Origin of the sequence: Phytobacter diazotrophicus (genome assembly GCF_052061655.1) — a bacterium.
Taxonomy (GTDB): domain Bacteria; phylum Pseudomonadota; class Gammaproteobacteria; order Enterobacterales; family Enterobacteriaceae; genus Phytobacter; species Phytobacter diazotrophicus.
Genome location: NZ_CM125428.1, coordinates 3,971,176 through 3,998,026, shown reverse-complemented (window position 1 = coordinate 3,998,026; position 26,851 = coordinate 3,971,176). Strand labels below are relative to the sequence as shown.

The 26,851-nt window shown below is 54.3% G+C and carries 26 protein-coding genes; 21 read left to right on the top strand and 5 right to left on the bottom strand.

Features of this window, described 5'->3' with window-relative positions; translation table 11 throughout:
- Positions 1–12: 12 nt before the first annotated feature.
- Together kdpA and kdpF are read right to left on the bottom strand one after the other, a co-directional pair.
- Complete coding sequence (gene kdpA / locus ACS0RQ_RS19515; RefSeq protein ID WP_271850841.1) at positions 13–1,692, bottom strand: potassium-transporting ATPase subunit KdpA; 1,680 nt, start codon at positions 1,690–1,692, stop codon at positions 13–15.
- On the bottom strand, positions 1,692–1,781 hold the full coding sequence (gene kdpF / locus ACS0RQ_RS19510; RefSeq protein ID WP_041852093.1) for a K(+)-transporting ATPase subunit F: 90 nt from the start codon (positions 1,779–1,781) through the stop codon (positions 1,692–1,694). The genes kdpA and kdpF overlap by 1 nt, the downstream gene beginning before the upstream one ends.
- 343 nt (positions 1,782–2,124) lie before the next feature.
- Between kdpF and ACS0RQ_RS19505 the strand changes: the two genes are divergently transcribed.
- The 7 genes from ACS0RQ_RS19505 (at position 2,125) to nei (ending at position 7,921) form a co-directional block, all read left to right on the top strand.
- Positions 2,125–2,331, top strand: a complete 207-nt coding sequence (locus ACS0RQ_RS19505; RefSeq protein ID WP_041852092.1) for a YbfA family protein — start codon at positions 2,125–2,127, stop codon at positions 2,329–2,331.
- Positions 2,332–2,613: 282 nt separating this feature from the next.
- Positions 2,614–4,032, top strand: a complete 1,419-nt coding sequence (gene phrB / locus ACS0RQ_RS19500; RefSeq protein ID WP_271850842.1) for a deoxyribodipyrimidine photo-lyase — start codon at positions 2,614–2,616, stop codon at positions 4,030–4,032.
- 11 nt (positions 4,033–4,043) lie between these two features.
- Entirely contained in the window at positions 4,044–4,793 is a 750-nt protein-coding gene (locus ACS0RQ_RS19495) for a type 2 GTP cyclohydrolase I (RefSeq protein WP_271850843.1), read from the top strand.
- 11 nt (positions 4,794–4,804) lie between these two features.
- Positions 4,805–5,461 (top strand): 5-oxoprolinase subunit PxpB, encoded by a 657-nt coding sequence (gene pxpB, locus ACS0RQ_RS19490; RefSeq protein ID WP_108701793.1) that lies wholly within the window; start codon positions 4,805–4,807, stop codon positions 5,459–5,461.
- Positions 5,455–6,387, top strand: a complete 933-nt coding sequence (gene pxpC, locus ACS0RQ_RS19485) for a 5-oxoprolinase subunit PxpC (RefSeq protein WP_271850844.1) — start codon at positions 5,455–5,457, stop codon at positions 6,385–6,387. The genes pxpB and pxpC overlap by 7 nt, the downstream gene beginning before the upstream one ends.
- A complete protein-coding gene (gene pxpA, locus ACS0RQ_RS19480) occupies positions 6,377–7,117 on the top strand; it encodes a 5-oxoprolinase subunit PxpA (RefSeq protein WP_271850845.1) in 741 nt (246 codons plus the stop codon). The genes pxpC and pxpA overlap by 11 nt, the downstream gene beginning before the upstream one ends.
- A gap of 12 nt (positions 7,118–7,129) precedes the next feature.
- Entirely contained in the window at positions 7,130–7,921 is a 792-nt protein-coding gene (nei, locus tag ACS0RQ_RS19475; protein ID WP_271850846.1) for an endonuclease VIII, read from the top strand.
- A 98-nt stretch (positions 7,922–8,019) separates the two neighbouring features.
- On the opposite strand, the gene ACS0RQ_RS19470 is transcribed toward nei, so the two are convergent.
- Positions 8,020–9,306, bottom strand: coding sequence for a citrate synthase (locus ACS0RQ_RS19470; protein WP_041852084.1), 1,287 nt, complete (start codon positions 9,304–9,306; stop codon positions 8,020–8,022).
- 180 nt (positions 9,307–9,486) lie between these two features.
- A complete protein-coding gene (locus ACS0RQ_RS19465; RefSeq protein ID WP_075203577.1) occupies positions 9,487–9,669 on the bottom strand; it encodes a hypothetical protein in 183 nt (60 codons plus the stop codon).
- A 274-nt stretch (positions 9,670–9,943) separates the two neighbouring features.
- On the opposite strand from ACS0RQ_RS19465, the gene sdhC reads away from it, so the two are divergent.
- The 8 genes from sdhC (at position 9,944) to sucD (ending at position 19,662) form a co-directional block, all read left to right on the top strand.
- Positions 9,944–10,348: a succinate dehydrogenase cytochrome b556 subunit gene (sdhC, locus tag ACS0RQ_RS19460; protein WP_047371241.1), complete on the top strand. Its 405-nt coding sequence runs from the start codon at positions 9,944–9,946 to the stop codon at positions 10,346–10,348.
- Positions 10,342–10,689: a succinate dehydrogenase membrane anchor subunit gene (sdhD, locus tag ACS0RQ_RS19455; RefSeq protein WP_041852082.1), complete on the top strand. Its 348-nt coding sequence runs from the start codon at positions 10,342–10,344 to the stop codon at positions 10,687–10,689. Before sdhC ends, sdhD begins: the two co-directional genes overlap by 7 nt.
- On the top strand, positions 10,689–12,455 hold the full coding sequence (sdhA, locus tag ACS0RQ_RS19450) for a succinate dehydrogenase flavoprotein subunit (RefSeq protein ID WP_041852081.1): 1,767 nt from the start codon (positions 10,689–10,691) through the stop codon (positions 12,453–12,455). The genes sdhD and sdhA overlap by 1 nt, the downstream gene beginning before the upstream one ends.
- A gap of 15 nt (positions 12,456–12,470) precedes the next feature.
- Positions 12,471–13,187, top strand: a complete 717-nt coding sequence (gene sdhB / locus ACS0RQ_RS19445) for a succinate dehydrogenase iron-sulfur subunit SdhB (RefSeq protein ID WP_041852080.1) — start codon at positions 12,471–12,473, stop codon at positions 13,185–13,187.
- Between the two features lie 273 nt (positions 13,188–13,460).
- Positions 13,461–16,268 carry a 2-oxoglutarate dehydrogenase E1 component gene (gene sucA / locus ACS0RQ_RS19440; RefSeq protein ID WP_041852079.1) on the top strand — a complete coding sequence of 936 codons (2,808 nt, stop codon included), beginning with the start codon at positions 13,461–13,463 and terminating at the stop codon, positions 16,266–16,268.
- Between the two features lie 14 nt (positions 16,269–16,282).
- The gene (odhB, locus tag ACS0RQ_RS19435; protein ID WP_271850847.1) at positions 16,283–17,509 is read left to right on the top strand and encodes a 2-oxoglutarate dehydrogenase complex dihydrolipoyllysine-residue succinyltransferase; all 1,227 of its coding nucleotides are present in this window, start codon (positions 16,283–16,285) and stop codon (positions 17,507–17,509) included.
- A 117-nt stretch (positions 17,510–17,626) separates the two neighbouring features.
- On the top strand, positions 17,627–18,793 hold the full coding sequence (sucC, locus tag ACS0RQ_RS19430) for an ADP-forming succinate--CoA ligase subunit beta (protein ID WP_041852113.1): 1,167 nt from the start codon (positions 17,627–17,629) through the stop codon (positions 18,791–18,793).
- Complete coding sequence (gene sucD / locus ACS0RQ_RS19425; RefSeq protein ID WP_041852077.1) at positions 18,793–19,662, top strand: succinate--CoA ligase subunit alpha; 870 nt, start codon at positions 18,793–18,795, stop codon at positions 19,660–19,662. The genes sucC and sucD overlap by 1 nt, the downstream gene beginning before the upstream one ends.
- 74 nt (positions 19,663–19,736) lie before the next feature.
- On the opposite strand, the gene ACS0RQ_RS19420 is transcribed toward sucD, so the two are convergent.
- Positions 19,737–20,186 carry a winged helix-turn-helix transcriptional regulator gene (locus tag ACS0RQ_RS19420; RefSeq protein ID WP_271850848.1) on the bottom strand — a complete coding sequence of 150 codons (450 nt, stop codon included), beginning with the start codon at positions 20,184–20,186 and terminating at the stop codon, positions 19,737–19,739.
- 140 nt (positions 20,187–20,326) lie between these two features.
- Between ACS0RQ_RS19420 and ACS0RQ_RS19415 the strand changes: the two genes are divergently transcribed.
- The 6 genes from ACS0RQ_RS19415 (at position 20,327) to ybgE (ending at position 26,725) form a co-directional block, all read left to right on the top strand.
- On the top strand, positions 20,327–21,508 hold the full coding sequence (locus ACS0RQ_RS19415) for an MFS transporter (protein WP_271899766.1): 1,182 nt from the start codon (positions 20,327–20,329) through the stop codon (positions 21,506–21,508).
- Positions 21,509–21,526: 18 nt separating this feature from the next.
- Positions 21,527–22,882: a pyridoxal phosphate-dependent decarboxylase family protein gene (locus ACS0RQ_RS19410; RefSeq protein ID WP_271850849.1), complete on the top strand. Its 1,356-nt coding sequence runs from the start codon at positions 21,527–21,529 to the stop codon at positions 22,880–22,882.
- A 695-nt stretch (positions 22,883–23,577) separates the two neighbouring features.
- Positions 23,578–25,146 carry a cytochrome ubiquinol oxidase subunit I gene (cydA, locus tag ACS0RQ_RS19405; RefSeq protein ID WP_041852073.1) on the top strand — a complete coding sequence of 523 codons (1,569 nt, stop codon included), beginning with the start codon at positions 23,578–23,580 and terminating at the stop codon, positions 25,144–25,146.
- Between the two features lie 15 nt (positions 25,147–25,161).
- Positions 25,162–26,301: a cytochrome d ubiquinol oxidase subunit II gene (cydB, locus tag ACS0RQ_RS19400; protein WP_271850850.1), complete on the top strand. Its 1,140-nt coding sequence runs from the start codon at positions 25,162–25,164 to the stop codon at positions 26,299–26,301.
- Positions 26,302–26,315: 14 nt separating this feature from the next.
- On the top strand, positions 26,316–26,432 hold the full coding sequence (gene cydX / locus ACS0RQ_RS19395; RefSeq protein ID WP_064572420.1) for a cytochrome bd-I oxidase subunit CydX: 117 nt from the start codon (positions 26,316–26,318) through the stop codon (positions 26,430–26,432).
- The gene (gene ybgE, locus ACS0RQ_RS19390) at positions 26,432–26,725 is read left to right on the top strand and encodes a cyd operon protein YbgE (protein WP_041852071.1); all 294 of its coding nucleotides are present in this window, start codon (positions 26,432–26,434) and stop codon (positions 26,723–26,725) included. Before cydX ends, ybgE begins: the two co-directional genes overlap by 1 nt.
- Positions 26,726–26,851: the final 126 nt, after the last annotated feature.

Here is a 26,851-nt window from a genome sequence, read left to right as displayed (position 1 = left end):
ATACTCCGCAAATCAGCGTAAAGAGAGGTATTCCGCCACCGGACCCAGGGCCAGTGCAGGAATAAAGGTCAGGGCACCAACCAGCAGTACGGTACCGATCAGCAGGCCGATAAACAGCGCGCCGTGTGTCGGAAGCGTCCCGGTACTGGCGGGCTGGATTTTCTTGTTGACCAGCGACCCGGCAATCGCCATGACCGGCACAATGATGTCGAAGCGACCAATGAACATGCAGAACGCCAGCAGGCAGTTCCAGAACGGCGTATTCGCGCTCAGGCCAGCAAAGGCACTGCCGTTGTTATTCGCAGCAGAGGAGACGGCATACAGCACTTCGCTAAAACCGTGGATACCCGGGTTGAGCATGCCGCTACGTCCCGCCTCGGTCATCATTGCCAGCGCGGTGCCAATCAACACAAGGGCAGGGGTGACGAGGATCGCCAGCGCGGTCATTTTCATTTCGCGCACATCGATCTTTTTGCCGAGGTATTCCGGGGTACGGCCAATCATCAGCCCGGCAATAAACACCGCCAGCAATACAAACAGCAACATGCCGTATAAGCCGGAGCCCACGCCGCCAAATACCACCTCGCCGATTTGCATCAGCCACATGGGCACCATCCCGCCCAGCGCGGTAAAGGAGTCATGCATGGCGTTAACGGCACCGCAGGAAGCTGATGTGGTGATGACCGCAAAGAGGCTACTGGCAAGAATGCCGAAGCGGCTCTCTTTCCCTTCCATATTGATGGCGCTGTCACCGCCTAACGTCAGGAAGTGCGGATTACCCTGCCATTCGGCCCACATGACCACGGCAACGCAAATGACGAAGATTATCGACATCGCCCACAAAATGGCGTGTCCCTGACGGCGATCGCTGACAGCATCACCAAAGGCGAAGCACAGCGCCGCCGGGATTAAAAAGATCGCCAGCATTTGCAGGAAGTTGGTTAACGCCGTGGGGTTTTCAAACGGGTGCGAGGAGTTGGCATTAAAGAAGCCGCCGCCGTTAGTTCCCAGCATTTTAATGGCTTCCTGCGAGGCAACAGGCCCCATCGGTAATAGCTGTTTTGCCCCTTCAATGGAGGTAAAAGGCTGATAGGGAAGGACGTTTTGCAGAGCGCCTTGTTGAATAAAGATCAGCGCAAGGATCAGCGACAGTGGCAGCAGCACCCACAGGGTAATGCGGGTTAAATCGACCCAGGCATTTCCGAGCGTCGTCACGCTATGGCGGGAAAATGCGCGGATCAGGGCGAAAATGACCGCAATACCAGTAGCGGCGGAGAGGAAGTTTTGTACCGTGAGTCCCACCATCTGGCTGAAATAGCTCAGAGTGGTTTCACCCGAATAGGATTGCCAGTTGGTGTTCGTCACGAAACTCACGGCGGTGTTCAGCGCCAGATGCCATGACAAGCCAGGAAACTGTTGCGGGTTAAAAGGCAGGATGCCCTGCAACATCAGCATGGCGAACAGCAGCACCAGACCGAAAATGTTGAGCCACAATATCGCCATCAGATACTGGAACCAGCCCATTTCGCGGGAATCAATCCCCATCATCCGCCATAGCCCGGTTTCCAGAGTGGATATGCCAGGAAGGGAAGCGCCGACGATCATCTTCGCCAGTAACGTCCCGAGCGGGCGAGCGAGAATAAACAGGACCAGTAAAAAGCTGGCAATCAGTAAAAACGCCTGGGCTGCCATCAGAAAGCCTCCGCGTTAATCAGGGCATAGACCAGATAGCCCAACAACAGGAAAACCAGCACGATGCCGGTTACGACGCCTGCACTCACAATCCACCTCCAGGTGTTTTAGGGATTGCAGTGAGGGTAGGATTTCGCGTGCAAAGATTTCGCAAAAATCAGCCGGGCGGGTGTAAAAAAAATATAAAAATGGATAAAACCATATTTTAACTAATGGTTAGTATTAATTTAACTTTTATGTAACTTAATTACGGCGTGAATGTAAATAACGCCAGAAATGACAAAAAAAGTGGTCGGATGAGTAGTAAAATTACAAACAAAACGGTACTATTTTAACCAGATTCAGATGCGCCCCACAGGATCCGTCAAGGATCTCTGTCATGGGGGAACATTTTTCCGGTGAATGTTACCGGCCAACAAAGGGGAGAGAATTATGACCGTATATAAAACATTTCCAGTTCATATCGTCCTGATGCGTCGCATTTTCGCCGTGCTGGCTGGCGTACTGGCATTGCCGGTAATGATGTTCTGGAAAGACCGCGCACGTTTTTACAGCTATCTGCATCGCGTCTGGGCTAAAACCAGCGATAAACCGGTTTGGATGGCTCAGGCCGAAAAAGTGACCTGCGATTTTTATTGATCAATTGATTACACTCAGCAATAAAAAAACCGCTACGTTTTTGACGTAGCGGTTTTTTTTACCTTTACAGGAGCCGCAACTCATCGGTAAAAGTCGCGAATCCTGTGCAGGGCGATGCATCTTCATGCCTCAGATTATGTGCGTCATCCTGCTGGCGCGTTACATTCACCCGCTACACTTAACCCACGCTGTTGTTTTGAGGCGTAAGCTCTGCTTGCACTCGCAACCTTCCTTTAACACACTATCGACATTTTCTGACGGATATCTGTTACCTGGAGAGTTATGACCACCCATCTGGTCTGGTTTCGCGCGGATTTGCGCGTACATGATAATTATGCCCTCGCTGCCGCCTGTAATCATCGCGACGCCAGTGTCAAAGCCCTGTTTATTGCCACGCCGGGACAGTGGAAGAAACATGCGATGGCCCCACGGCAGGCTGCATTTCTCGCCACTCACCTCAACGCGCTCCAGCAGGCACTGGCGGAGAGAGGCATTCCGTTAATTTACCGGGAAGTAGACGATTTTGCCGCCAGCGTGGCTACCGTGGCGGCGGTGTGCGCCGAAGAAAAGGTCAGCCATCTTTTCTATAACTACCAGTACGAAGTGAACGAACGCCAGCGTGACGCGGCGGTGGAAAAGGCGCTTGTCGATGTCGCCTGCCAGGGATTTGATGACAGCGTAATGCTGGCGCCAGGCAGCGTTGTGACCGGCAATCATGAAATGTACAAAGTTTTTACGCCCTACAAAAACGCCTTTTTGCGGCGGCTAAAAGATGAGCTACCCGCATGCGTTGGCGCACCGGATGTTCGGACGGGGGGCGCATTAGACGGGCCGCTTGCGACATTGACGTTTGATTATCCGCAAGAAGAATTTGATTCAACCCTGTTTGCGGTGGATGAGAAAACGGCCATTCAGCGCCTGCGCGCTTTTTGCCAGCAGCACGCCTCCGCTTACGAGCAGCAGCGTGATTTTCCGGCAATTGAAGGCACCAGCCGCCTGTCTGCCTGCCTGGCGTTAGGGGTTCTTTCGCCGCGACAATGTTTGCATCGTCTGCTGGCCGAGCAGCCCGAGGCCTTGAATGGCGGCGCGGGCGCGGTATGGTTAAATGAGCTGATCTGGCGGGAGTTTTATCGCCATTTAATGACTTATCATCCTGATTTATGTAAGCATCGTCCTTTCATTCCGTGGACGGATAAGGTGCAATGGAAAGACCATCCGGAGCAGCTTCGCGCCTGGGAGGAGGGGAGAACGGGTTATCCGATTGTGGATGCGGCCATGCGCCAGTTGAAGAGCACTGGCTGGATGCATAACCGCTTGCGGATGATCGTTGCCAGCTTTCTGGTTAAAGATCTCCTGCTCGACTGGCGTTTGGGCGAGCGTTATTTTATGACACAACTTGTCGACGGTGACCTGGCTGCCAATAACGGCGGCTGGCAGTGGGCGGCGTCAACGGGAACAGATGCCGCACCTTATTTCCGTATTTTTAACCCTACGACTCAGGGGGAACGGTTTGATAGCGATGGCGAATTTATTCGGCAGTGGATCCCTGAACTTGCTGCTGTGCCGGGTAAGGCTATTCACGACCCCTGGACATGGGCGGATAAAAGAGGCATTTCTCTGAATTATCCGCGCCCGATAGTGGAACACAAACAGGCACGGGCTGCGACGCTTGCGGCCTATGAAGCCGCCCGTAAACCGTAAAGAGAGTGACGATGAAAAATACCGAACTGGAAAAACTGATCAACGAAAAACTCAACAGTGCGGCGTTCAGCGATTACGGTCCGAATGGCCTACAGGTTGAGGGACGCGAAACCGTCAAAAAAATCATCACTGGTGTAACGGCAAGCCAGGCATTGCTCGATGAAGCGGTACGCCAGGAAGCCGACGCGGTGATTGTGCATCATGGCTATTTCTGGAAAAACGAACCGGCGATCATTCGTGGCATGAAGCGCAATCGCCTGAAAACGCTGCTGGCGAATGATATCAACCTCTACGGCTGGCATCTGCCGCTGGATGCGCACCCGGAGCTGGGCAATAACGTCCAACTGGCCTCGCTGCTGGGGATCACGGTGATGGGCACCGTTGACGGTGATGCGCTGCTGCCGTGGGGCGAACTGGCAATGCCGGTACCGGGGCTGGAACTGGCATCCTGGATTGAAGCGCGTCTTGGGCGCAGGCCGCTGTGGAGCGGTGATACCGGGCCCGATCTGATTAAGCGCGTCGCCTGGTGCACCGGCGGTGGTCAAGGTTTTATCGATAACGCAGCCCGTTTTGGCGTTGACGCGTTTATTACCGGAGAAGTCTCTGAGCAAACCATTCACTCTGCGCGTGAGCAGAACCTGCATTTTTACGCAGCAGGTCATCATGCCACCGAGCGCGGCGGTATTCGTGCATTGAGCGAGTGGCTGACGGAGAATACCGATCTGGACGTGACATTTATTGATATTCCGAATCCGGCATAAGGAGCGGGACAGTGCAAAGAGCACGTTGTTATCTGTTAGGTGAAACGGCGGTGGTGCTGGAGCTGGAGCCTCCCGTCACATTGGCCACGCAAAAACGTATCTGGCGCTTAACGCAGCGTCTGGCGGATGTGCCCGATGTGGTTGAAGCTATTCCTGGAATGAATAACATCACCGTGGTATTGCGCGATCCGCAAACCCTGGCGCTGGATGCCATTGAGCGTTTACAGCGCTGGTGGGAAGAGAGCGAAGCGCTGGAGCCTGAATCGCGCACAATCGATATCCCGGTCATTTATGGCGGCGAAGCCGGGCCGGATCTGCCTGATGTGGCGCGCCATACCGGGCTGACGCAGAAACAGGTCGTTGAGTTGCACTCTTCCATTGATTATGTGGTGTGGTTTTTAGGATTCCAGCCGGGCTTCCCGTATCTGGGCGGTCTGCCCGAAAATCTCGCCACGCCGCGTCGCGCTGAACCTCGCGTGCGCGTGCCTGTAGGTTCTGTTGCCATTGGCGGGGCGCAAACAGGGATCTATCCGCTCGAAACGCCGGGCGGCTGGAACCTGATTGGCCGCACCGAACTGCCGCTGTTTAACCCGTCGCTCTCAGAACCGGTATTGCTTCGCCCCGGTGACACGCTGCGGTTTATCCCGCGTAAGGAGGGCATATGCTGAAAATTCTTCGTGCGGGTATCTACACCACAATCCAGGCAGGTAAACGTGTGGGGCTGCGGCAATCCGGCGTCAGCTATTGTGGCGCGCTGGATGGCCCGGCGCTGTACATCGCCAACGCGCTGGTTGGTAACGACGGCGATGCTCCAGGCCTTGAGATAACGCTCGGTCAGTGTGAAGTGCAGTTTAACGAAGCAACGTGGTTTGCGCTGACGGGCGCGGGTTGTGAAGCCAAACTCGACGGCAAAGCAGTCTGGACGGGCTGGCGCTACCCGGTCCAGGCTGGGCAAAAACTGGTACTGAAACGACCGCAGCACGGCATGCGCAGTTATCTGGCCGTAGCTGGTGGACTGAACGTGCCGGAAGTACTGGGCTCCTGCAGTACGGATTTAAAAACCGGGTTAGGTGGGCTGGAAGGCCGCTTACTTCGTGATGGCGATGAAATCCCGCTGCGGGCTGTTACGCAGAACTTTAAGGGGCCACAAGGGGTGAAGCAGTTGCTTTGGGGCAACCGCATTCGCGCACTGCCAGGGCCGGAGTATCGGGAGTTTGATCAACACTCGCAGGAGGCCTTCTGGCGCGTGCCATGGCATCTCGACCCGCAAAGTAACCGTATGGGATACCGTTTGCAGGGCCATAAATTAATACGCTCTACCGATCGCGAGCTGGTTTCGCACGGGCTGTTACCCGGTGTGGTACAGGTGCCGTCGAATGGGCAACCCATCGTGTTAATGAATGATGCTCAGACAACGGGCGGTTACCCACGGATCGCCTGCATTATCGAGGCCGACATGTACCATCTGGCGCAGATCCCTCTTGGGCATCCTATCCATTTTGTCCCCTGTACGCTGGAAGAGGCGCTGGCGGCGCGCCAGGATCAGCAACGTTACCTGGAACAACTGTCGTGGCGGCTGCGTAATGAAAATTGATTTAAACGCCGATCTGGGGGAAGGCTGCGGCAATGATGCCGCGCTCCTGAAACTGGTCTCCTCAGCCAATATCGCCTGTGGCTTTCATGCGGGCGATGCGCAAACCATGCGCGAATGTGTGCAGGAGGCGTTGAAAAATGGCGTGGCGGTGGGGGCACACCCGAGCTTTCCTGACCGGGAGAATTTTGGTCGCACGGCGATGCAGTTACCCCCACAGACTGTCTACGCGCAGATGCTATACCAGTGCGGTGCGCTGGCGGCGATTGTGCGTGCCGAAGGGGCGCGCATGGTTCATGTCAAACCGCACGGCATGCTTTATAACCAGGCCGCCGTCGATCCCATGCTGGCGGAAGCTATCGCCCGCGCGGTGCGCGACTGTGACCCGTCGCTGATTCTGGTCGGTCTTGCGGGCAGTGAGCTTATTCGCGCCGCAAAACACCTTCAACTTACCACGCGCGAGGAAGTGTTTGCCGATCGCGGTTATCAGGACGATGGCACGCTGGTGCCACGTTCACAGCCGGGGGCACTGATTACCGATGACGAGACCGCGCTGACGCAAACGCTGGGGATGGTCTTATCCGGCAAGGTAAAAAGCGTCAACGGGCGTGATGTTGCGCTGCGGGCGCAAACCGTCTGCCTGCATGGCGACGGAGAACATGCGCTGGCATTTGCCCGTCGTCTGCGTGAAGCATTCGATCGGTCTGGTATTGTCGTGAGTGCAGAACATTAAAAGGATGTTGTGATGCCAGAAGGTCCTGAAATTCGCCGTGCAGCAGACAGTCTTGAAGCGGCCATCAAAGGTAAACCGCTCACGGATGTCTGGTTTGCCTTTCCCCATCTTCACTCTTTCGCGCCGACGCTGGTTGGCGAGTGCGTTGAACGCATTGAAACCCGGGGTAAAGCATTGCTGACCCACTTTTCCAATGGCATGACGATGTACAGCCACAATCAGTTGTACGGCGTCTGGCGGGTGGTTGAAGCGGGAGAGGTGACAGAAACCAACCGCGTGCTGCGTGTACGGCTGGCGGCGAAAGACAAAGCCATTTTGCTCTACAGTGCCTCTGATATCGAGATACTGACCGCCGACGAGCTGGCCGTTCACCCTTTCTTACAGCGCGTAGGACCGGATGTGCTGGATATGTCACTGACCATCGAACAGGTCAAATCGCGGTTATTATCTCCCCGGTTTTGTCGTCGCCAGTTTTCCGGTTTGCTGCTTGATCAGGCGTTTCTCGCCGGACTGGGGAACTACTTGCGCGTGGAAATCCTGTGGCATGCCGCCCTTGCGCCGCAGCATAAAGCGATTGATCTCAATGAGGCCCAACTCGACACACTGGCCCAGGCGCTGCTCGACATTCCGCGCCTTTCCTACCAGACACGCGGCAAGGTAGATGAAAACCACTATCACGGGGCGCTATTTCGCTTTAACGTTTTTCACCGGGCCGGGCAGGTTTGCGAGCGCTGCGGGGGGATAATCGAAAAATCGACCCTCTCTTCGCGCCCGTTTTATGGGTGTCCGGGGTGTCAGAAGTAATCCTGCTTAGCCGGGCCACTGGTTTTGGCGTTAATTTTTTGTCACCAGACAGCAGCCAATAAAAAACCCGCCGCAGCGGGTCTTTTACTATCAGCAGCTTAGTGCTTTTCGAGATCGGTTTTGAAATCGCGTTTTTCATAACCGGTGTAAAGCTGACGCGGACGGGCAATTTTAATGCCGTCGTCGTGCATTTCGTTCCAGTGTGCAATCCAGCCCACGGTACGCGCCATCGCGAAGATAACGGTAAACATGGAAGACGGAATGCCCATCGCTTTAAGGATGATACCGGAGTAGAAGTCCACGTTCGGGTACAGCTTACGCTCGATGAAGTACGGGTCGTTGAGCGCGATATGCTCAAGTTCCATTGCCACTTCCAGCAGATCGTCTTTGGTACCCAGCTCACGCAATACTTCGTGGCAGGTTTCACGCATAACGGTCGCGCGCGGGTCATAGTTCTTGTAGACACGGTGACCGAAGCCCATCAGACGGAACGAATCGTTCTTATCTTTGGCGCGACGCAGGAATTCCGGAATGTGTTTAACGGTGCTGATCTCTTCGAGCATTTTCAGCGCGGCTTCGTTCGCGCCGCCGTGCGCCGGTCCCCACAGGGAGGCAATACCCGCAGCGATACAGGCAAACGGGTTCGCACCTGAGGAGCCTGCGGTACGGACGGTGGAAGTCGAGGCGTTCTGCTCATGGTCAGCGTGCAGGATCAGGATGCGGTCCATTGCACGTTCCAGCACCGGGTTCACTTCATAGCTTTCGCACGGAGTGGCGAACATCATATGCAGGAAGTTACCGGCGTAGGAGAGGTCGTTACGCGGATAAACGAAAGGCTGACCAATAGAATATTTGTAACACATCGCTGCCACAGTCGGCATTTTGGACAGCAGGCGGAAGGCTGCAATCTCACGGTGACGCGGATTGTTCACATCCAGAGAGTCATGGTAGAACGCCGCCAGCGCGCCGGTGACGCCGCACAGAACCGCCATCGGATGAGAGTCACGACGGAAGCCATGGAACAGACGGGTAATCTGCTCGTGAATCATTGTGTGGCGAGTGACGGTGAGTTTGAACTCATCGTATTGCTCTTGCGTCGGTTTTTCGCCGTACAGCAGGATATAGCAGACTTCGAGATAGTTGGAATCGGTGGCCAGTTGGTCGATCGGGAAACCACGATGCAACAGGATACCTTCGTCGCCATCAATGAAGGTGATTTTGGATTCGCATGATGCGGTAGAGGTGAAACCTGGGTCAAAAGTGAATACACCTTTTGAACCGAGACTACGGATATCAATAACATCCTGACCGAGCGTGCCCTTTAGCACATCCAGTTCAATAGCAGCGTCACCATTATAGGTGATGTTTGCTTTTTTATCAGCCATTTACGGTCTCCTTAGCGCCTTATTGCTTAAGACTACCTGTTACCGGATTTGCATTCAAACTGCCTTTTAACGCTACCAGATTATTATTTGGCTCGCTGCTCTGATGAGAGGAAAAACCAGGGTACAGAGCGATGGGCGCTAGCAGGTACACATTGAAAGTACAGTCAAAACAGCAACAAATCAGGTTCTTAGCAGTCGGATTTTGTCAAACCTGCTATCACTAATAACTGTCCTGATTAATTCGGTCAACTTCATCACACTGTTGCATAACTTATTTGCAGGTGAAAGATAGACCCCATAACTTTTGCGAATTATATCTCTCTTCTGATGAAGTTTGTAACAAGAATGTTTAACTTTTGTCAAATCAGATGATTAAATTTTAAAATAATGTTGTTATCGTGACCATGATCACTGTTCAGCATAAAACCCGACAAACTATATGTAGGATAATTGTAATGATTTTGTGAACGACCTATACTGCCGCCAGGTCTCCGGAATACCCTGCAATCCCGAGCCACCCAGCGTTGTAACCTGTCGTTTCGCATCTGGAAGCTGAAATTTTGCATTACGCGCAGTTATAGAAAAGGACGCTGTCTGACCCGCAAGCAGACCGGAGGAAGGAAACTATAAGAACAGCATGTGGGCGTTATTCATGATAAAAAATGTGAAAAAACAAAGACCTGTTAATCTGGATCTCGCAACGATCCGGTTTCCTGTTACGGCAATAGCGTCCATTCTTCACCGCGTTTCCGGCGTCATCACCTTTGTGGCGGTCGGCATCCTGCTGTGGTTACTGGGCCTGTCGCTGTCATCCGAAGAAGGCTTCCAGTCTGCCTCCGCTATTATGAGTGGTTTTTTTGTTAAATTCATTTTGTGGGGCATTCTGACTGCACTGGCTTACCACGCGGTTGGCGGTATTCGCCACATGCTGATGGATTTTGGCTGGCTGGAAGAAACTTTTGAGGCAGGAAAACGTTCCGCCAACGTGTCATTTGCAATTACTGTCGTGCTTTCACTTCTCGCAGGAGTCCTCGTATGGTAAGCAACGCCTCCGCATTAGGACGCAACGGCGTACATGACTTCATTCTGGTCCGTGCTACCGCAATCGTCCTGACGCTCTATATCATCTATATGGTCGGTTTTTTCGCTATCACTGGCGATATTACCTGGCAAGTCTGGACAGGCTTCTTCTCATCCGCCTTCACGAAAGTCTTCACCCTGCTGGCACTGTTCTCCATTTTGATTCATGCCTGGATTGGCATGTGGCAGGTGTTGACCGACTACGTTAAACCGCTGGCTGTGCGCCTGATTCTGCAACTGGCTATTGTCGTTGCACTCGCGGCTTACGTTATTTATGGATTCGTTGTGGTGTGGGGTGTGTGATGAAACTGCCAGTCAGAGAATTTGATGCTGTCGTTATTGGCGCAGGCGGCGCAGGTATGCGCGCGGCGTTACAAATTTCCCAAAGCGGCCAGACCTGTGCGCTGCTTTCTAAAGTTTTTCCAACCCGTTCTCACACTGTATCCGCTCAGGGCGGCATTACGGTAGCGCTGGGCAATACCCACGAAGATAACTGGGAATGGCACATGTACGATACGGTAAAAGGTTCCGATTACATCGGCGACCAGGATGCCATTGAATATATGTGTAAAACCGGTCCGGAAGCCATTCTGGAACTGGAACATATGGGCCTGCCGTTTTCGCGTCTTGATGACGGCCGCATCTACCAGCGTCCGTTCGGCGGCCAGTCAAAAAATTTCGGTGGCGAGCAGGCTGCACGTACCGCAGCGGCGGCTGACCGTACCGGGCACGCGTTATTACATACGCTTTATCAGCAAAACCTTAAAAACCACACTACTATTTTTTCCGAGTGGTACGCGCTGGATCTGGTGAAAAACCAGGATGGTGCAGTCGTCGGTTGTACCGCGCTGTGCATTGAAACCGGTGAAGTGGTTTACTTCAAAGCCCGTGCGACCGTTCTGGCAACGGGCGGCGCTGGTCGTATTTACCAGTCCACCACCAACGCGCACATCAATACCGGCGACGGTGTCGGGATGGCGCTGCGTGCCGGTGTGCCGGTGCAGGATATGGAAATGTGGCAGTTCCACCCGACCGGTATCGCCGGGGCGGGGGTGTTGGTCACCGAAGGTTGCCGCGGTGAAGGCGGCTATCTCTTAAACAAACATGGTGAGCGTTTCATGGAGCGCTATGCGCCGAACGCAAAAGACCTGGCGGGTCGTGACGTGGTGGCACGTTCCATCATGATCGAAATCCGTGAAGGTCGTGGCTGTGACGGTCCGTGGGGACCACACGCCAAACTGAAACTCGACCACCTCGGTAAAGAGGTGCTTGAGTCGCGTTTGCCTGGCATTCTGGAGCTGTCCCGTACTTTTGCGCACGTCGATCCTGTAAAAGAGCCGATCCCGGTGATCCCAACTTGTCACTATATGATGGGCGGGATCCCGACCAAAGTGACTGGTCAGGCGCTGACGGTGAACGCGCAGGGCGAAGATGTGGTGATCCCAGGCCTGTTCGCAGTGGGCGAAATTGCCTGCGTATCGGTGCACGGTGCCAACCGTCTGGGCGGCAACTCCCTGCTTGACCTTGTGGTCTTTGGTCGTGCGGCAGGTCTGCATCTGCAAGAATCTATCGCTGAGCAGGGCGTACTGCGCGATGCGAGTGAATCTGACATTGAAGGTTCGCTGGAGCGTCTCAACCGTTGGAATAACAACCGTTCAGGTGAAGATCCGGTGACCATTCGTAAAGCGTTGCAGGAATGTATGCAGCATAACTTCTCGGTCTTCCGTGAAGGCGACGCGATGGCGAAAGGTCTTGAGCAACTGAAAGTCATTCGCGAACGCCTGAAAAATGCCCGTCTGGATGACACCTCCAGTGAATTTAACACCCAGCGTGTTGAGTGCCTGGAGCTGGATAACCTGATGGAAACCGCGTACGCGACGGCGGTATCTGCCAACTTCCGTACCGAGAGCCGTGGCGCGCATAGCCGCTTCGACTTCCCGGAGCGTGATGATGAAAACTGGCTGTGCCATTCCCTGTATCTGCCAGAGACGGAATCCATGACGCGCCGTAGCGTCAACATGGAACCGAAGCTGCGTCCGGCTTTCCCGCCGAAGATTCGTACTTACTAATGCGGAGACAGGAAAATGAAATTCGAGTTTTCAATTTATCGCTATAACCCGGATGTTGACGACGCTCCGCGCATGCAGGATTACACCCTGGAAGGGGAAGAAGGTCGTGACATGATGCTGCTCGATGCGTTGATGCAGCTTAAAGAAAAAGACCCGAGTCTCTCTTTCCGTCGCTCCTGTCGCGAAGGGGTATGCGGTTCAGACGGCCTCAACATGAACGGGAAAAACGGTCTGGCGTGTATTACGCCGCTGTCGGCGCTGGGCAACGGTAAGCAGAAGATTGTGATTCGCCCACTGCCGGGGCTGCCGGTAATCCGTGATTTGGTTGTGGACATGGGGCAATTCTATGCCCAATATGAGAAGATTAAGCCTTACTTATTGAATAATGGGCAAAATCCACCTGCGCGTGAGCATCTGCAGATGCCTGAACAGCGTGAAAAACTCGATGGGCTGTACGAATGTATCCTTTGTGCATGCTGCTCCACGTCCTGTCCGTCGTTCTGGTGGAATCCGGATAAGTTTATCGGCCCAGCCGGTCTGCTGGCCGCGTATCGCTTCCTGATTGACAGTCGTGATACCGAGACCGATAACCGCCTGGAAGGGCTGAGTGATGCTTTCAGCGTATTCCGCTGCCATAGCATTATGAACTGCGTCAGTGTTTGTCCGAAGGGACTGAACCCGACGCGCGCCATCGGTCATATTAAATCGATGTTGTTGCAACGCAGTGCGTAAGTCAGAGGGGCGCTTTTCCCCTCACCCTAACCCTCTCCCCCAAGGGGAGAGGGAATAGATTGCAGGAGACCTTTAAAAACTGCCGCACGTTCTTCCCCCTCTCCCTCCGGGAGAGGGCAGGGGTGAGGGAAAATATTCAGACAGTTTTTAAAGGTTCCTTCGCGGGCCAACAAAGAGAAGAGCTCGCAAGTGAACCCCGGGACGTGTGCGCCCTGCCGCGCGCGTTGTAGTTATCCACGGCGAAGTAAGCATAACAATGCTTAAGGGATCACGATGCAGAACAGCGCTTTGAAAGCCTGGCTGGACTCTTCTTACCTCTCTGGTTCGAACCAGAGCTGGATAGAACAGCTCTATGAAGACTTCTTAACCGATCCTGACTCGGTAGATGCGACATGGCGTTCCATGTTTGAAGAGTTACCGGGCACCGGAGTGAAACCGGATCAATTCCATTCCAAAACACGTGATTATTTCCGTCGTCTGGCGAAGGACGCCTCACGTTACTCTTCCTCCATTTCTGACCCTGACACCAATGCGAAGCAGGTAAAAGTCCTGCAGCTCATTAACGCCTATCGTTTCCGCGGTCACCAGCAGGCCAATCTCGATCCGCTGGGACTGTGGCAACAAGAGCGCGTTGCAGACCTCGACCCGTCATTCCATGACCTGACCGAGGCAGACTTCCAGGAGACGTTCAACGTAGGTTCTTTTGCCATCGGCAAAGACACGATGCAGCTTGGCGATTTGATCGCAGCTCTGAAACAAACCTACTGCGGCTCCATCGGTGCTGAATATATGCACATTACCAGCACCGAAGAAAAACGCTGGATCCAACAGCGTATTGAATCCGTTGCTGGCAAAGCCTCCTTTACCGCTGATGAGAAAAAACGTTTCCTCAGCGAACTGACGGCGGCAGAAGGGATGGAGCGTTATCTGGGCGCGAAATTCCCCGGTGCGAAACGCTTCTCGCTGGAAGGCGGTGATGCGCTGGTGCCGATGCTCAAAGAGATGATTCGCCATGCCGGTAAAAGCGGCACGCGCGAAGTAGTGCTGGGTATGGCGCACCGCGGTCGTCTGAACGTGCTCATTAACGTGCTGGGTAAAAAACCGCAGGATCTGTTTGACGAATTTGCGGGTAAACATAAAGAGCACCTCGGTACGGGTGACGTGAAATACCACATGGGTTTCTCGTCCGATATCGAAACCGAGGGGGGGCTTGTGCACCTGGCGCTGGCGTTTAACCCGTCGCACCTTGAAATCGTCAGCCCGGTAGTAATGGGGTCCGTGCGTGCACGTCTTGACCGCCTGGATGAGCCGAGCAGCAACAAAGTTCTGCCGATCACGATTCACGGTGACGCTGCCGTTACAGGTCAGGGCGTGGTTCAGGAAACCCTGAACATGTCCAAAGCGCGTGGTTATGAAGTGGGCGGTACCGTGCGTATCGTTATCAACAACCAGGTGGGCTTCACCACCTCTAACCCGCTTGATGCGCGCTCCACGCCATACTGTACCGATATCGGTAAAATGGTGCAGGCGCCGATTTTCCACGTTAACGCGGATGACCCGGAAGCCGTTGCTTTCGTTACCCGCGTGGCGCTGGACTTCCGCAATACCTTCAAACGCGATGTGTTCATCGACCTGGTCTGCTATCGCCGTCACGGCCATAACGAAGCCGACGAGCCGAGCGCAACTCAGCCGCTGATGTACCAGAAAATCAAAAAGCATCCGACCCCGCGCAAAATCTATGCTGACAAGCTGGAGCATGACGGTGTTGCGACGCTGGAAGACGCGACCGAACTGGTGAACCTCTACCGTGACGCACTGGATGCCGGTGAGTGTGTCGTGAAAGAGTGGCGTCCGATGAATATGCACTCATTTACCTGGTCGCCGTACCTCAACCACGAATGGGATGAGAGCTACCCGAACAAGGTCGAAATGAAGCGCCTGCAGGAACTGGCCAAACGCATCAGTACGGTGCCGGAATCCATCGAAATGCAGGCCCGCGTTGCAAAAATTTACAACGATCGTCAGGCGATGGCGTCGGGCGAGAAACTGTTCGACTGGGGCGGTGCGGAAAACCTGGCCTATGCGACACTGGTTGACGAAGGCATCTCCGTACGTCTGTCCGGTGAAGATTCTGGTCGCGGCACGTTCTTCCATCGTCACGCGGTTATCCATAATCAGGCTAACGGTTCAACCTATACGCCGCTGCATCACGTCCACAATAGCCAGGGGCCGTTCAAAGTCTGGGACTCCGTTCTGTCTGAGGAAGCGGTTCTGGCGTTTGAGTACGGTTACGCTACCGCAGAGCCGCGTACCCTGACCATCTGGGAAGCGCAGTTCGGTGACTTTGCCAACGGCGCTCAGGTGGTTATCGACCAGTTCATCAGCTCCGGTGAGCAGAAATGGGGCCGTATGTGTGGTCTGGTGATGCTGCTGCCACACGGTTACGAAGGCCAGGGTCCGGAGCACTCCTCCGCGCGTCTGGAGCGCTATCTGCAGTTGTGCGCTGAACAAAACATGCAGGTCTGTGTACCGTCAACCCCTGCACAGGTTTACCACATGCTGCGTCGTCAGGCGCTGCGCGGTATGCGCCGTCCGCTGGTTGTCATGTCGCCGAAATCGTTGCTGCGCCACCCGCTGGCGGTCTCCAGTCTCGATGAACTGGCGAATGGCACCTTTATGCCTGCGATCGGTGAGATAGACGCCCTTGATCCGAAAGGGGTTAAGCGCGTCGTTCTGTGTTCTGGTAAGGTTTATTATGACCTGCTTGAACAGCGTCGTAAGAACGATCAGAAAGACGTCGCCATTGTCAGGATTGAGCAGTTGTATCCGTTCCCGCACCAGTCGGTGCAGGAAGCGCTGAAACCGTATGCGCATGTACAGGATTTTGTCTGGTGCCAGGAAGAGCCGCTCAACCAGGGCGCATGGTACTGCAGCCAGCATCATCTGCGAGAAGTGATTCCGTTTGGGGCAGCCCTGCAATATGCAGGTCGCCCGGCCTCCGCTTCGCCAGCGGTAGGATATCTGTCCGTTCACCAGAAACAGCAACAAGCTCTGGTCAATGACGCGCTGAACGTCGATTAATTAAAGGATAAATAATGAGTAGCGTAGATATTCTTGTACCCGACCTGCCTGAGTCCGTTGCTGACGCGACCGTTGCGACCTGGCACAAAAAACCGGGCGATACCGTCCAACGCGATGAAGTGTTGGTAGAAATCGAAACTGACAAAGTGGTACTGGAAGTACCGGCATCGGCAGACGGCATTCTGGACGCAGTGCTGGAAGATGAAGGCACTACCGTAACGTCACGCCAGATTCTGGGCCGCCTGCGCGAAGGTAACAGCGCAGGCAAAGAGAGCAGCGCAAAATCTGACGCCAAAGAGTCTACCCCGGCTCAGCGCCAGCAGGCGTCTCTCGAAGAGCAAAACAATGACGCGCTCAGCCCGGCTATCCGTCGCCTGCTGGCCGAGCATAATCTTGAAGCCAGCGCCATTAAAGGCACCGGCGTCGGTGGCCGTCTGACTCGCGAAGATATTGAAAAACATCTTGCGAAAGTACCGGCGAAAAAAGAAGAAAGTAAACCTGCCGCGCCGGCTGCAGCACCTGCTGCACCGCAACTGGCGGGCCGCTCTGAAAAACGCGTGCCGATGACCCGTCTGCGTAAACGTGTGGCAGAGCGTCTGCTGGAAGCGAAGAACTCCACCGCCATGCTCACGACTTTTAACGAAGTGAACATGAAGCCGATTATGGATCTGCGTAAGCAGTACGGCGATGCCTTTGAAAAACGTCATGGCATCCGCCTGGGCTTTATGTCCTTCTACGTAAAAGCGGTGGTGGAAGCGCTGAAACGCTACCCGGAAGTGAACGCCTCTATCGATGGTGACGATGTTGTGTACCACAACTATTTCGATGTCAGCATGGCGGTCTCTACGCCGCGTGGCCTGGTAACCCCGGTTCTGCGCGATGTGGATACCCTGGGCATGGCCGATATCGAAAAACGCATTAAAGATCTTGCGGTGAAAGGGCGTGACGGCAAACTGACCGTTGAAGACCTGACCGGTGGTAACTTCACCATTACCAACGGCGGTGTCTTTGGTTCGCTTATGTCTACGCCAATCATCAACCCACCGCAGAGCGCAATTCTGGGTATGCATGCCATTAAAGACCGCCCGATGGCTGTGGATGGCAAAGTTGAAATTCTGCCCATGATGTATCTGGCGCTCTCTTATGACCACCGCCTGATTGACGGTCGCGAATCCGTTGGCTTCCTGGTGGCGATTAAAGAGCTGCTGGAAGATCCGACACGTCTGCTGCTGGACGTGTAGTGTCCTTTGCCCGGCGGCGTAATGCTGCCGGGTTACAAAAACGAACACCTGCATTGTAAGCCGGATACGCGCAGCGCCGTCCGGCGTAACAAGTCTAATGAAGGATGGATAGAACACATGAACTTACATGAATATCAGGCAAAACAGCTTTTTGCCCGTTACGGTTTGCCTGCTCCTGTAGGCTATGCGTGCACGACGCCGCGTGAAGCGGAAGAGGCTGCGTCCAAAATCGGCGCGGGTCCGTGGGTAGTAAAGTGCCAGGTACACGCAGGTGGCCGTGGTAAAGCGGGCGGTGTAAAAGTTGTTAACAGCAAAGAAGATATTCGCGCGTTCGCGGAAAACTGGCTTGGCAAACGTCTGGTGACCTATCAAACAGACGCCAATGGCCAGCCGGTCAACCAGATCCTGGTTGAAGCAGCGACTGACATCGGCAAAGAGCTGTATCTGGGCGCTGTTGTTGATCGTAGCTCCCGTCGCGTTGTGTTCATGGCGTCTACCGAAGGCGGCGTAGAAATCGAGAAAGTGGCGGAAGAAACCCCGCACCTTATCCACAAAATCGCCCTTGACCCGCTGGCCGGCCCAATGCCGTACCAGGGGCGCGAGCTGGCGTTCAAACTGGGCCTGGAAGGTAAGCAGGTTCAGCAGTTCACCAAAATCTTTATGGGCCTGGCGACCATTTTCCTGGAGCGCGACCTGGCGCTTATCGAAATTAACCCGCTGGTCATCACTAAACAGGGCGACCTGATCTGCCTCGATGGCAAACTGGGCGCTGACGGCAACGCACTGTTCCGTCAATCCGAACTGCGCGAAATGCGCGACCAGTCTCAGGAAGACCCGCGCGAAGCGCAGGCGGCACACTGGGAACTGAACTACGTTGCGCTGGAAGGCAACATTGGTTGTATGGTTAACGGCGCAGGCCTGGCGATGGGGACGATGGACATCGTTAAGCTGCACGGTGGCGAACCGGCAAACTTCCTTGACGTGGGCGGTGGCGCGACCAAAGAGCGCGTAACCGAAGCGTTCAAAATCATTTTGTCTGACGAAAACGTGAAAGCCGTTCTGGTTAACATCTTCGGCGGTATCGTTCGCTGCGACCTGATTGCCGACGGCATTATCGGCGCGGTAGAAGAAGTGGGTGTTAACGTACCGGTTGTCGTTCGTCTGGAAGGTAATAACGCGGAGCTGGGCGCGAAGCGTCTGGCTGACAGCGGCCTGAATATTATTGCAGCGAAAAGTCTGACGGATGCAGCGCAGCAGGTCGTTGCCGCAGTGGAGGGGAAATAATGTCCGTTTTAATTGATAAAAACACTAAAGTTATCTGCCAGGGTTTCACCGGAAGCCAGGGTACTTTCCACTCCGAACAAGCGATTGCTTACGGTACGCAAATGGTCGGCGGCGTTACGCCAGGCAAAGGCGGCACCACCCATCTGGGCCTGCCGGTGTTTAATACTGTGCGTGAAGCGGTAGAAGCAACGGGCGCAACCGCGTCTGTTATCTATGTTCCGGCGCCGTTCTGCAAAGACTCCATTCTGGAAGCGATTGACGCAGGCATTAAGCTGATTATCACCATCACCGAAGGTATCCCGACGCTGGATATGCTGACCGTGAAAGTGAAACTCGACGAAGCGGGCGTGCGCATGATTGGGCCGAACTGCCCTGGCGTTATCACCCCAGGCGAATGCAAAATCGGCATCATGCCGGGCCACATTCACCAGCCAGGCAAAGTGGGCATCGTCTCCCGTTCTGGTACGCTGACCTATGAAGCGGTTAAGCAGACTACCGACTACGGCTTCGGTCAGTCCACCTGTGTGGGTATCGGCGGCGACCCGATCCCGGGCTCTAACTTCATCGATATCCTGAAACTGTTCCAGGAAGATCCGCAGACTGAAGCGATCGTCATGATCGGTGAAATCGGTGGTAGCGCGGAAGAAGAAGCGGCGGCTTATATCAAAGATCACGTGACCAAACCGGTTGTAGGCTATATCGCCGGTGTGACCGCGCCGAAAGGCAAACGTATGGGTCACGCGGGTGCAATCATCGCAGGGGGTAAAGGGACAGCGGATGAGAAATTCGCCGCTCTGGAAGCCGCTGGCGTGAAAACAGTTCGCAGCCTGGCCGATATCGGCGAAGCGCTGAAAGCGATTATCAAATAAGACTCAATGCCCCTCGTTGAAAGGGGCTGTAATATGTTCGACATGGTTGGCCGCTCCGAAAAGAGCGGCCTTTTTTATGCGCCGATTTTACGCACGCGGGTGTTTTCACCGGTCAATGTTTGGCCGTCAGGCGCGACCGGGGCCATCGGTGGGATAGCCTCACCGGTGCGTGTATCCACCAGCAACGAATGCGGTTCGCCCGGGGCAAAGAGATGGCCTTCGCCCCACTGACGTAGTGCGACAATAACCGGAAAGAGCGATTGCCCTTTTTGCGTCAGCACATACTCCTGATACGCCGTGCCGTCAGACGCAGGCTGGGTGGCGAAAATACCCGCCTCGACCAGCTTACGCAGACGGTCGGTGAGAATATTGCGCGCCATCCCCAGGCCACGCTGAAAATCGCCAAAACGCCGCACACCGTCGAACGCGTCGCGCACGATAAGCAGCGCCCAGCGATCGCCGATGATATCGACTGACCGGGCGACCGGGCAGGGCTGGTAAGCGGGGGAGCGTTCAGATGTCATAGCCGGGCCTCGTGAAAAACTTTCAAGTTGCATTTTAAAACTGGTTTGTTTACGCTTCAACTGGTTTTCTTTTGCAACCAGGTTGGGCGATGAAAGAAGAGATATGCCGTATGCCCACTGCACCCCCATGCAGTGAAACCATGAAACCGACAGCGATGCCGCGTAGCCTGGTGTTGCTGTTTGCCATCGCCAGTGGGCTGAGTGTGGCGAATGTTTATTACGCGCAACCGCTGCTCGACATTCTGGCACAGGACTTCGCCATCAGCCAGGCTGCGGTCGGCGGTGTGGTTACCGCAACGCAGGTGGGCTGTGCGCTGGCATTACTGCTGCTGGTGCCGTTGGGGGATATTGTGGAGCGACGGCGCCTGATGTTGTTGCAACTGCTGGCGCTGATTGCTGCGCTTGGGATCGTTGTGATGGCGCCATCTGCCTGGGTTTTGCTGGTGGGCATGCTGGCGACGGGGTTGCTGGGCACGGCGATGACGCAGGGGCTTATCGCCTGTGCGGCCAGTGCTGCCGATGTTCAGGAGCGTGGGCGGGTGGTTGGCGCGGCACAAGGCGGTGTTTTTATTGGTTTGCTGCTGGCACGTGTCTTTGCCGGTGTGGTAAGCGATCTGGCGGGATGGCGCGCAGTATATGGCGCTTCTGCGTTAATGATGCTGGTACTGCTGCCGCTGCTCTGGCGACAACTGCCGCGCTTTGGTGTGCATCCCGAATCCGTCAGTGCGAGACAACTGCTGTTCTCGATGCTGACATTACTCTGTACCGATCGCGTATTGCAAATTCGCGGCGTGCTGGCGTTGTTAATGTTTGCCGCCTTTACGATTTTCTGGAGTGCAATGGTGCTCCCGCTAAGTGCGCCTCCCTATGGTTTTTCACATACAGTGATTGGGCTGTTTGCGCTTGCCGGTGTGGCGGGAGCCCTTGCCGCGACCAGAGCCGGGCGCGATGCCGATCGCGGTCATGGGCAGCGCACCAGTTTTTATGCGCTGGTGCTGCTATCACTGGCATGGTGGCCCCTGTCACAGCTTGAGCATTCCCTGGCACTGTTATTGGTAGGGATTGTGCTGCTGGATTTGGGTGGGCAGGCGCTGCACGTTACCAATCAGAGCATGATTTTGCGCACGTCAGCGGCACACGGGCGGCTGATTGCCCTCTATATGCTGTTCTACGCCACGGGAAGTGGGGTTGGGGCTATCGCGACCACTACGGTATTTGCTCACCATGGCTGGCAGGGGGTCTGTTTATTAGGGGCGACGGTAAGTCTACTGGCGCTGATGATATGGGCGTTAACACGGCATCTGATGCCAGATAAGAATTAAGACAACAGGGGTAATGAGATGAACGAACGGGATCTGCTGGCTGAGGCTGATGCGCGCGGCTTACGTTATCTGGAGGGGAACAGCACGCGACGCGTTTTTCCTGATGCTGACGCTATCGCCGCACTAAGCGCGTTTGATGAACCGCTACCGCAGGCAGGGGAATCGGCTGAGCAGACGCTGGCCCTGCTGGATGATATTGGTTCACCTGCGACTACAGCATCGAACGGGCCGGGTTATTTTGGTTTCGTGGTGGGGGCGACATTGCCTTCCGCCTCAGCGGCTGAGCGGTTAATGGTCGCCTGGGATCAGTGCGCCTCGTCGTTTCTGAACTCACCGGTTGCCGACACGGTGGAACGTGTTGCGGGCCGCTGGGTGCTGGAAGCGCTGGACTTGCCGCGTGAAAGCGCCGTTGGTTTTGGCACCAGCGCAACGGCATGTACCTTAGCCGCTCTGGCGGCAGCGCGCCGTGAGCTGCTGGCACGTGAAGGCTGGGATATCGACAACGACGGGTTGCCCGGCGCGCCGGAAATCAAAGTGGTGGTCTCTGAGTTGGTTCACATCACGGTGAAAAAGGCGCTGCGTATTCTGGGGTTCGGCATGTCGCGACTGATTATTGCGCCAGTAGACGCGTTCGGGCGTGTTGACGTGCAGCAACTGCCGCCGCTTGATGCCCGCACCATACTTTGCCTGCAGGCAGGGGAGGTGAATACAGGTGAGTTTGATCCTTTCGCGCAGATTATCCCACGGGCCCACGCGGCAGGGGCATGGGTCCATGTTGACGGCGCCTTTGGTCTCTGGACTCGCGCGTCATCACAGGCGGCGCTGACAGAGGGCATTGAACTGGCTGACAGTTGGACCACCGATGCCCATAAGTGGCTCAACACGCCTTATGATTGCGCAATGGTCATTTGTCGTGATCCTCAGGTACTGGCCGGGGCGATGAACAGCGATGCGGTTTACATGAGCGCCAGTGCCGATGCGCAGAAGAATCTGACGCTGGAGTTTTCTCGTCGTCCACGAGGCATCCCGGTTTGGGCCGTGCTGCGCGTGCTGGGTCGTGAAGGGGTACGCGAGATGGTCGACAAACACTGCATGCTGGCGCGTGTCATCAGCGAGGGGCTCAAACAGTTTGGGTTTGAGGTGCTGAACCGTGTGGTGATTAATCAGGTACTGTTTCGTTGTGGAAGTGACGCGCAAACGGAGGCAGTACTGGCTGCGGTACAAGCATCGGGTAAGACCTGGTTTGGCAGTACCCGCTGGCAGGGAAGGCCAGCGCTACGTATCAGTGTTTCATCCTGGCGCACACAGCGGCAGGATGTGGATGCGCTTCTGGAATTGTTGGGACAAATTAACGCTGAAAGCCAACAATCATAACCTTGAGGAATGTTAATAAGCCGTTCCTGTTAGATTTTTACTTAAGGCTGCGTAACACTGCGCGGCCTTTTTTATTGAATAGTAACCCTGTGGTGTTAAATATTTTTTCCTGAAAGTGAAATTATTGTGAAATAAATGAGGGTAATAAAATCACCTCTTTTTCCCTGAGCAATCCGACCTTTTTTGCAAGCCGTAATGCGCACTCAGGATTAAACGTTAAATAAGCGGGTAATTATTTCTCTTTCGCGACCGTTTGATAACGGTTGTCTGCGTTAAGATATACATATTGTTAACACCTTTTTTACTAAAAGGATGCCGTGTCTACAAAATTAACAGAAACTGATGAAATTGATTTAAATCAATATTTAAAAGCTTGGAAAAGGCATCAAAAATAGTTAAATTGTCGCCGATCAAATTGGCTTAAAACTGCTAAATTCAGTATAAATTGATCACTGTCGAAAAACGTAAAACAAACACAATAAAAACCTTTTTATTGTAAGGGGTTTGCGGAGTAATATATTCGAGAGATCAATTTGGGTTTTTTATTAACGTAGTTGTAACTTTTTTGAATCAGCATCAACGTTATTGCTGATGATGATTTAAAAGTGCAACAACTTTTGTATTGGGGCATGCGCGTAAACCTTCGCTGACGAGGTTTACTCTCGGAGTCTTCATGCGATGAGCAAGGAGTCATGATGTTAGATATAGTCGAACTGTCACGTTTGCAGTTTGCCTTGACCGCGATGTACCACTTCCTTTTTGTGCCACTGACGCTCGGTATGGCGTTCTTGCTGGCCATTATGGAAACGGTCTACGTCCTCTCCGGCAAACAGATTTATAAAGATATGACCAAGTTCTGGGGCAAGTTGTTTGGTATCAACTTTGCTCTGGGCGTGGCCACTGGTTTGACCATGGAGTTCCAGTTCGGGACTAACTGGTCTTACTATTCTCACTACGTTGGGGACATCTTCGGTGCGCCACTGGCCATTGAAGGTTTGATGGCCTTCTTCCTCGAGTCCACTTTTGTAGGTCTGTTTTTCTTCGGTTGGGATCGTCTGGGCAAAGTACAGCATATGGCAGTGACCTGGCTGGTCGCGCTGGGCTCCAACTTGTCCGCGTTGTGGATCCTTGTGGCAAATGGCTGGATGCAAAACCCGGTTGCTGCAGATTTCAACTTCGAAACCATGCGTATGGAAATGGTCAGCTTCGCCGAACTGGTACTGAACCCGGTTGCTCAGGTGAAATTTGTCCATACCGTGGCCTCTGGCTATACCTGCGGTGCCATCTTCATCCTTGGTATCAGCTCTTACTACCTGCTGCGCGGTCGTGACATCGCGTTCGCGAAACGCTCCTTTGCTATCGCAGCGAGCTTCGGTATGGCTGCCGTGCTGTCCGTTATCGTACTGGGTGATGAATCCGGTTACGAAATGGGTGACGTGCAGAAAACCAAACTGGCGGCCATCGAAGCTGAGTGGGAAACCCAACCTGCACCGGCTGCGTTTACCCTGTTTGGTATTCCGGACCAGGATGCGCAGAAAAACCATATGTCCATCCAGATCCCTTACGCGCTGGGCATCATCGCTACCCGTTCTGTCGACACGCCGGTTATCGGCCTGAAAGACCTGATGGTGCAGCATGAAGAGCGTATCCGTAACGGTATGAAAGCGTATCACCTGCTTGAGCAACTGCGTTCCGGTTCGAAAGACCCGTCCGTACGCGATGAGTTCAACAACGTGAAGAAAGACCTGGGCTACGGCTTGCTGCTCAAACGCTATACGCCGAATGTGGCGGATGCGACTGAAGCGCAGATTAAACAGGCAACGCAGGACTCCATTCCACGTGTGGCGCCGCTGTACTTCGCCTTCCGTATTATGGTGGCGTGTGGCGTGCTGATGCTGTTCATCATCGCCGTGTCGTTCTGGACCGTTTGCCGTAACCGCATCGGCGAGAAAAAATGGCTGCTGCGTGCTGCGCTGTATGGCATCCCGCTACCGTGGATTGCTATCGAATCCGGCTGGTTTGTGGCGGAGTACGGTCGTCAACCGTGGGCTATCGGTGAAATGCTGCCGACCGCTGTGGCGAACTCGACCCTGACCGCAGGCGACCTGCTGTTCTCGATGATTCTGATTTGCGGTCTGTATACCCTGTTCCTGGTGGCTGAAATGTTCTTGATGTTCAAGTTCGCACGCCTGGGCCCAAGCAGCCTGAAAACTGGCCGCTATCATTACGAGCAGTCCACTGTGGCTTCTCAGCCGGCACGCTAAGACAGGAGTCGTCAAATGATCGATTATGAAGTATTACGTTTTATCTGGTGGCTGCTGGTTGGCATTCTGCTGATCGGTTTCGCCGTCACCGACGGCTTCGACATGGGGGTGGGCATGCTCACCCGTTTCCTGGGTCGTAGCGATACCGAACGCCGTGTGATGATCAACTCCATCGCACCACACTGGGACGGTAACCAGGTATGGCTGATCACGGCGGGTGGTGCATTGTTCGCTGCCTGGCCAATGGTCTATGCCGCCGCGTTCTCTGGTTTCTATGTGGCGATGATCCTGGTGCTGGCCTCTCTGTTCTTCCGTCCGGTAGGTTTTGACTATCGCTCTAAGATCGAAGAGAGCCGCTGGCGCAACATGTGGGACTGGGGCATTTTCATCGGTAGCTTTGTGCCGCCGCTGGTCATTGGTGTTGCCTTTGGTAACCTGCTGCAGGGCGTACCGTTCAGCGTCGATGAATATCTGCGTCTGACCTACACCGGGAACTTCTTCCAGTTGCTCAACCCGTTTGGTCTGCTGGCCGGTGTGGTAAGCGTGGCGATGATCATCACCCAGGGCGCAACCTATCTGCAAATGCGTACGGTGGGTGAACTGCATCTGCGTGCACGTACAACCTCGCAGGTTGCCGCGCTGGTTACCACGATCTGCTTCGTGCTGGCCGGGGTGTGGGTGGTCTACGGTATTGATGGTTATGTTGTGACTTCCGCAATGGACCACCATGCTGCTTCCAACCCGCTGAATAAAGAAGTGGCGCGTCAGGCTGGTGCCTGGCTGGCGAACTTCAATAACATCCCGTCATTGTGGGCGATTCCTGCCCTTGGTGTGGTGTTGCCGCTGCTGACGGTGCTGACTTCGCGTGCGGAAAAAGGCGCACTGGCGTTCGTGTTCTCTTCACTGACCCTGGCCTGCATTATCCTGACTGCGGGTATCGCGATGTTCCCGTTCATCATGCCGTCAAGCATTATGATGAACGCCAGTCTGACTATGTGGGATGCTACCTCCAGTCAGTTGACCCTGAACCTGATGACTTTTGTGGCGCTGGTCTTCGTACCGATCATTCTGATTTACACCGCCTGGTGTTACTGGAAAATGTTCGGTCGTATTACGAAAGAAGACATCGAAAGCAACACCCACTCTCTGTACTAAGTAAGGAGCTGATAATGTGGTATTTCGCATGGATTTTAGGAACGCTTCTTGCCTGTGCTTTTGGAGTGATTACGGCGCTGGCATTTGAACACGTGGAAGCGCTGAAAGCCGGTAAGCAAGAAGAGCATTGATGAACGAGATTATCGCGAAACTTTATGCGGTAATGGATAAGCGCCCGTTAAGGGCGCTTTCCTTAATTATGGCATTAGTGCTGGCAGGCTGTATCTTTTGGGATCCCTCGCGCTTCGCGGCAAAGACCAGCGACCTGGAAATCTGGCATGGCTTTCTGCTGATGTGGGCCGTCTGCGCTGGTGTGATTCATGGAGTAGGATTCCGTCCCCGCGCGATACACTGGCAAGGCATTTTTTGCCCGCTGATCGCAGACCTGGTAATGCTGGCAGGTTTGATTTTCTTCTTCTTTTGAATAAGAAATCTCCGCTTATGATATGGGCTTGCAAAAGCCCATATATTTTTACTCTCCGTTTACTTCTACCCATTCCAAACCATCTTCCCCGCGCGTATAGTAGCGAAGTTTAAAAGCTCTAACTTG

Coding starts and splice junctions, on each gene's coding strand:
- sdhB (WP_041852080.1), top strand. CDS start 12,471: ATGAAATTCGAGTTTTCAATTTATCGCTATAACCCGGATGTTGACGAC.
- pxpC (WP_271850844.1), top strand. CDS start 5,455: ATGCTGAAAATTCTTCGTGCGGGTATCTACACCACAATCCAGGCAGGT.
- ybgE (WP_041852071.1), top strand. CDS start 26,432: ATGAACGAGATTATCGCGAAACTTTATGCGGTAATGGATAAGCGCCCG.
- ACS0RQ_RS19470 (WP_041852084.1), bottom strand. CDS start 9,306: ATGGCTGATAAAAAAGCAAACATCACCTATAATGGTGACGCTGCTATT.
- phrB (WP_271850842.1), top strand. CDS start 2,614: ATGACCACCCATCTGGTCTGGTTTCGCGCGGATTTGCGCGTACATGAT.
- sucA (WP_041852079.1), top strand. CDS start 13,461: ATGCAGAACAGCGCTTTGAAAGCCTGGCTGGACTCTTCTTACCTCTCT.
- ACS0RQ_RS19420 (WP_271850848.1), bottom strand. CDS start 20,186: ATGACATCTGAACGCTCCCCCGCTTACCAGCCCTGCCCGGTCGCCCGG.
- cydX (WP_064572420.1), top strand. CDS start 26,316: ATGTGGTATTTCGCATGGATTTTAGGAACGCTTCTTGCCTGTGCTTTT.
- cydA (WP_041852073.1), top strand. CDS start 23,578: ATGTTAGATATAGTCGAACTGTCACGTTTGCAGTTTGCCTTGACCGCG.
- sdhA (WP_041852081.1), top strand. CDS start 10,689: ATGAAACTGCCAGTCAGAGAATTTGATGCTGTCGTTATTGGCGCAGGC.
- ACS0RQ_RS19415 (WP_271899766.1), top strand. CDS start 20,327: ATGAAACCGACAGCGATGCCGCGTAGCCTGGTGTTGCTGTTTGCCATC.
- ACS0RQ_RS19495 (WP_271850843.1), top strand. CDS start 4,044: ATGAAAAATACCGAACTGGAAAAACTGATCAACGAAAAACTCAACAGT.
- cydB (WP_271850850.1), top strand. CDS start 25,162: ATGATCGATTATGAAGTATTACGTTTTATCTGGTGGCTGCTGGTTGGC.
- pxpA (WP_271850845.1), top strand. CDS start 6,377: ATGAAAATTGATTTAAACGCCGATCTGGGGGAAGGCTGCGGCAATGAT.
- sdhD (WP_041852082.1), top strand. CDS start 10,342: ATGGTAAGCAACGCCTCCGCATTAGGACGCAACGGCGTACATGACTTC.
- odhB (WP_271850847.1), top strand. CDS start 16,283: ATGAGTAGCGTAGATATTCTTGTACCCGACCTGCCTGAGTCCGTTGCT.
- sucD (WP_041852077.1), top strand. CDS start 18,793: ATGTCCGTTTTAATTGATAAAAACACTAAAGTTATCTGCCAGGGTTTC.
- nei (WP_271850846.1), top strand. CDS start 7,130: ATGCCAGAAGGTCCTGAAATTCGCCGTGCAGCAGACAGTCTTGAAGCG.
- kdpA (WP_271850841.1), bottom strand. CDS start 1,692: ATGGCAGCCCAGGCGTTTTTACTGATTGCCAGCTTTTTACTGGTCCTG.
- ACS0RQ_RS19505 (WP_041852092.1), top strand. CDS start 2,125: ATGACCGTATATAAAACATTTCCAGTTCATATCGTCCTGATGCGTCGC.
- sdhC (WP_047371241.1), top strand. CDS start 9,944: ATGTGGGCGTTATTCATGATAAAAAATGTGAAAAAACAAAGACCTGTT.
- ACS0RQ_RS19410 (WP_271850849.1), top strand. CDS start 21,527: ATGAACGAACGGGATCTGCTGGCTGAGGCTGATGCGCGCGGCTTACGT.
- sucC (WP_041852113.1), top strand. CDS start 17,627: ATGAACTTACATGAATATCAGGCAAAACAGCTTTTTGCCCGTTACGGT.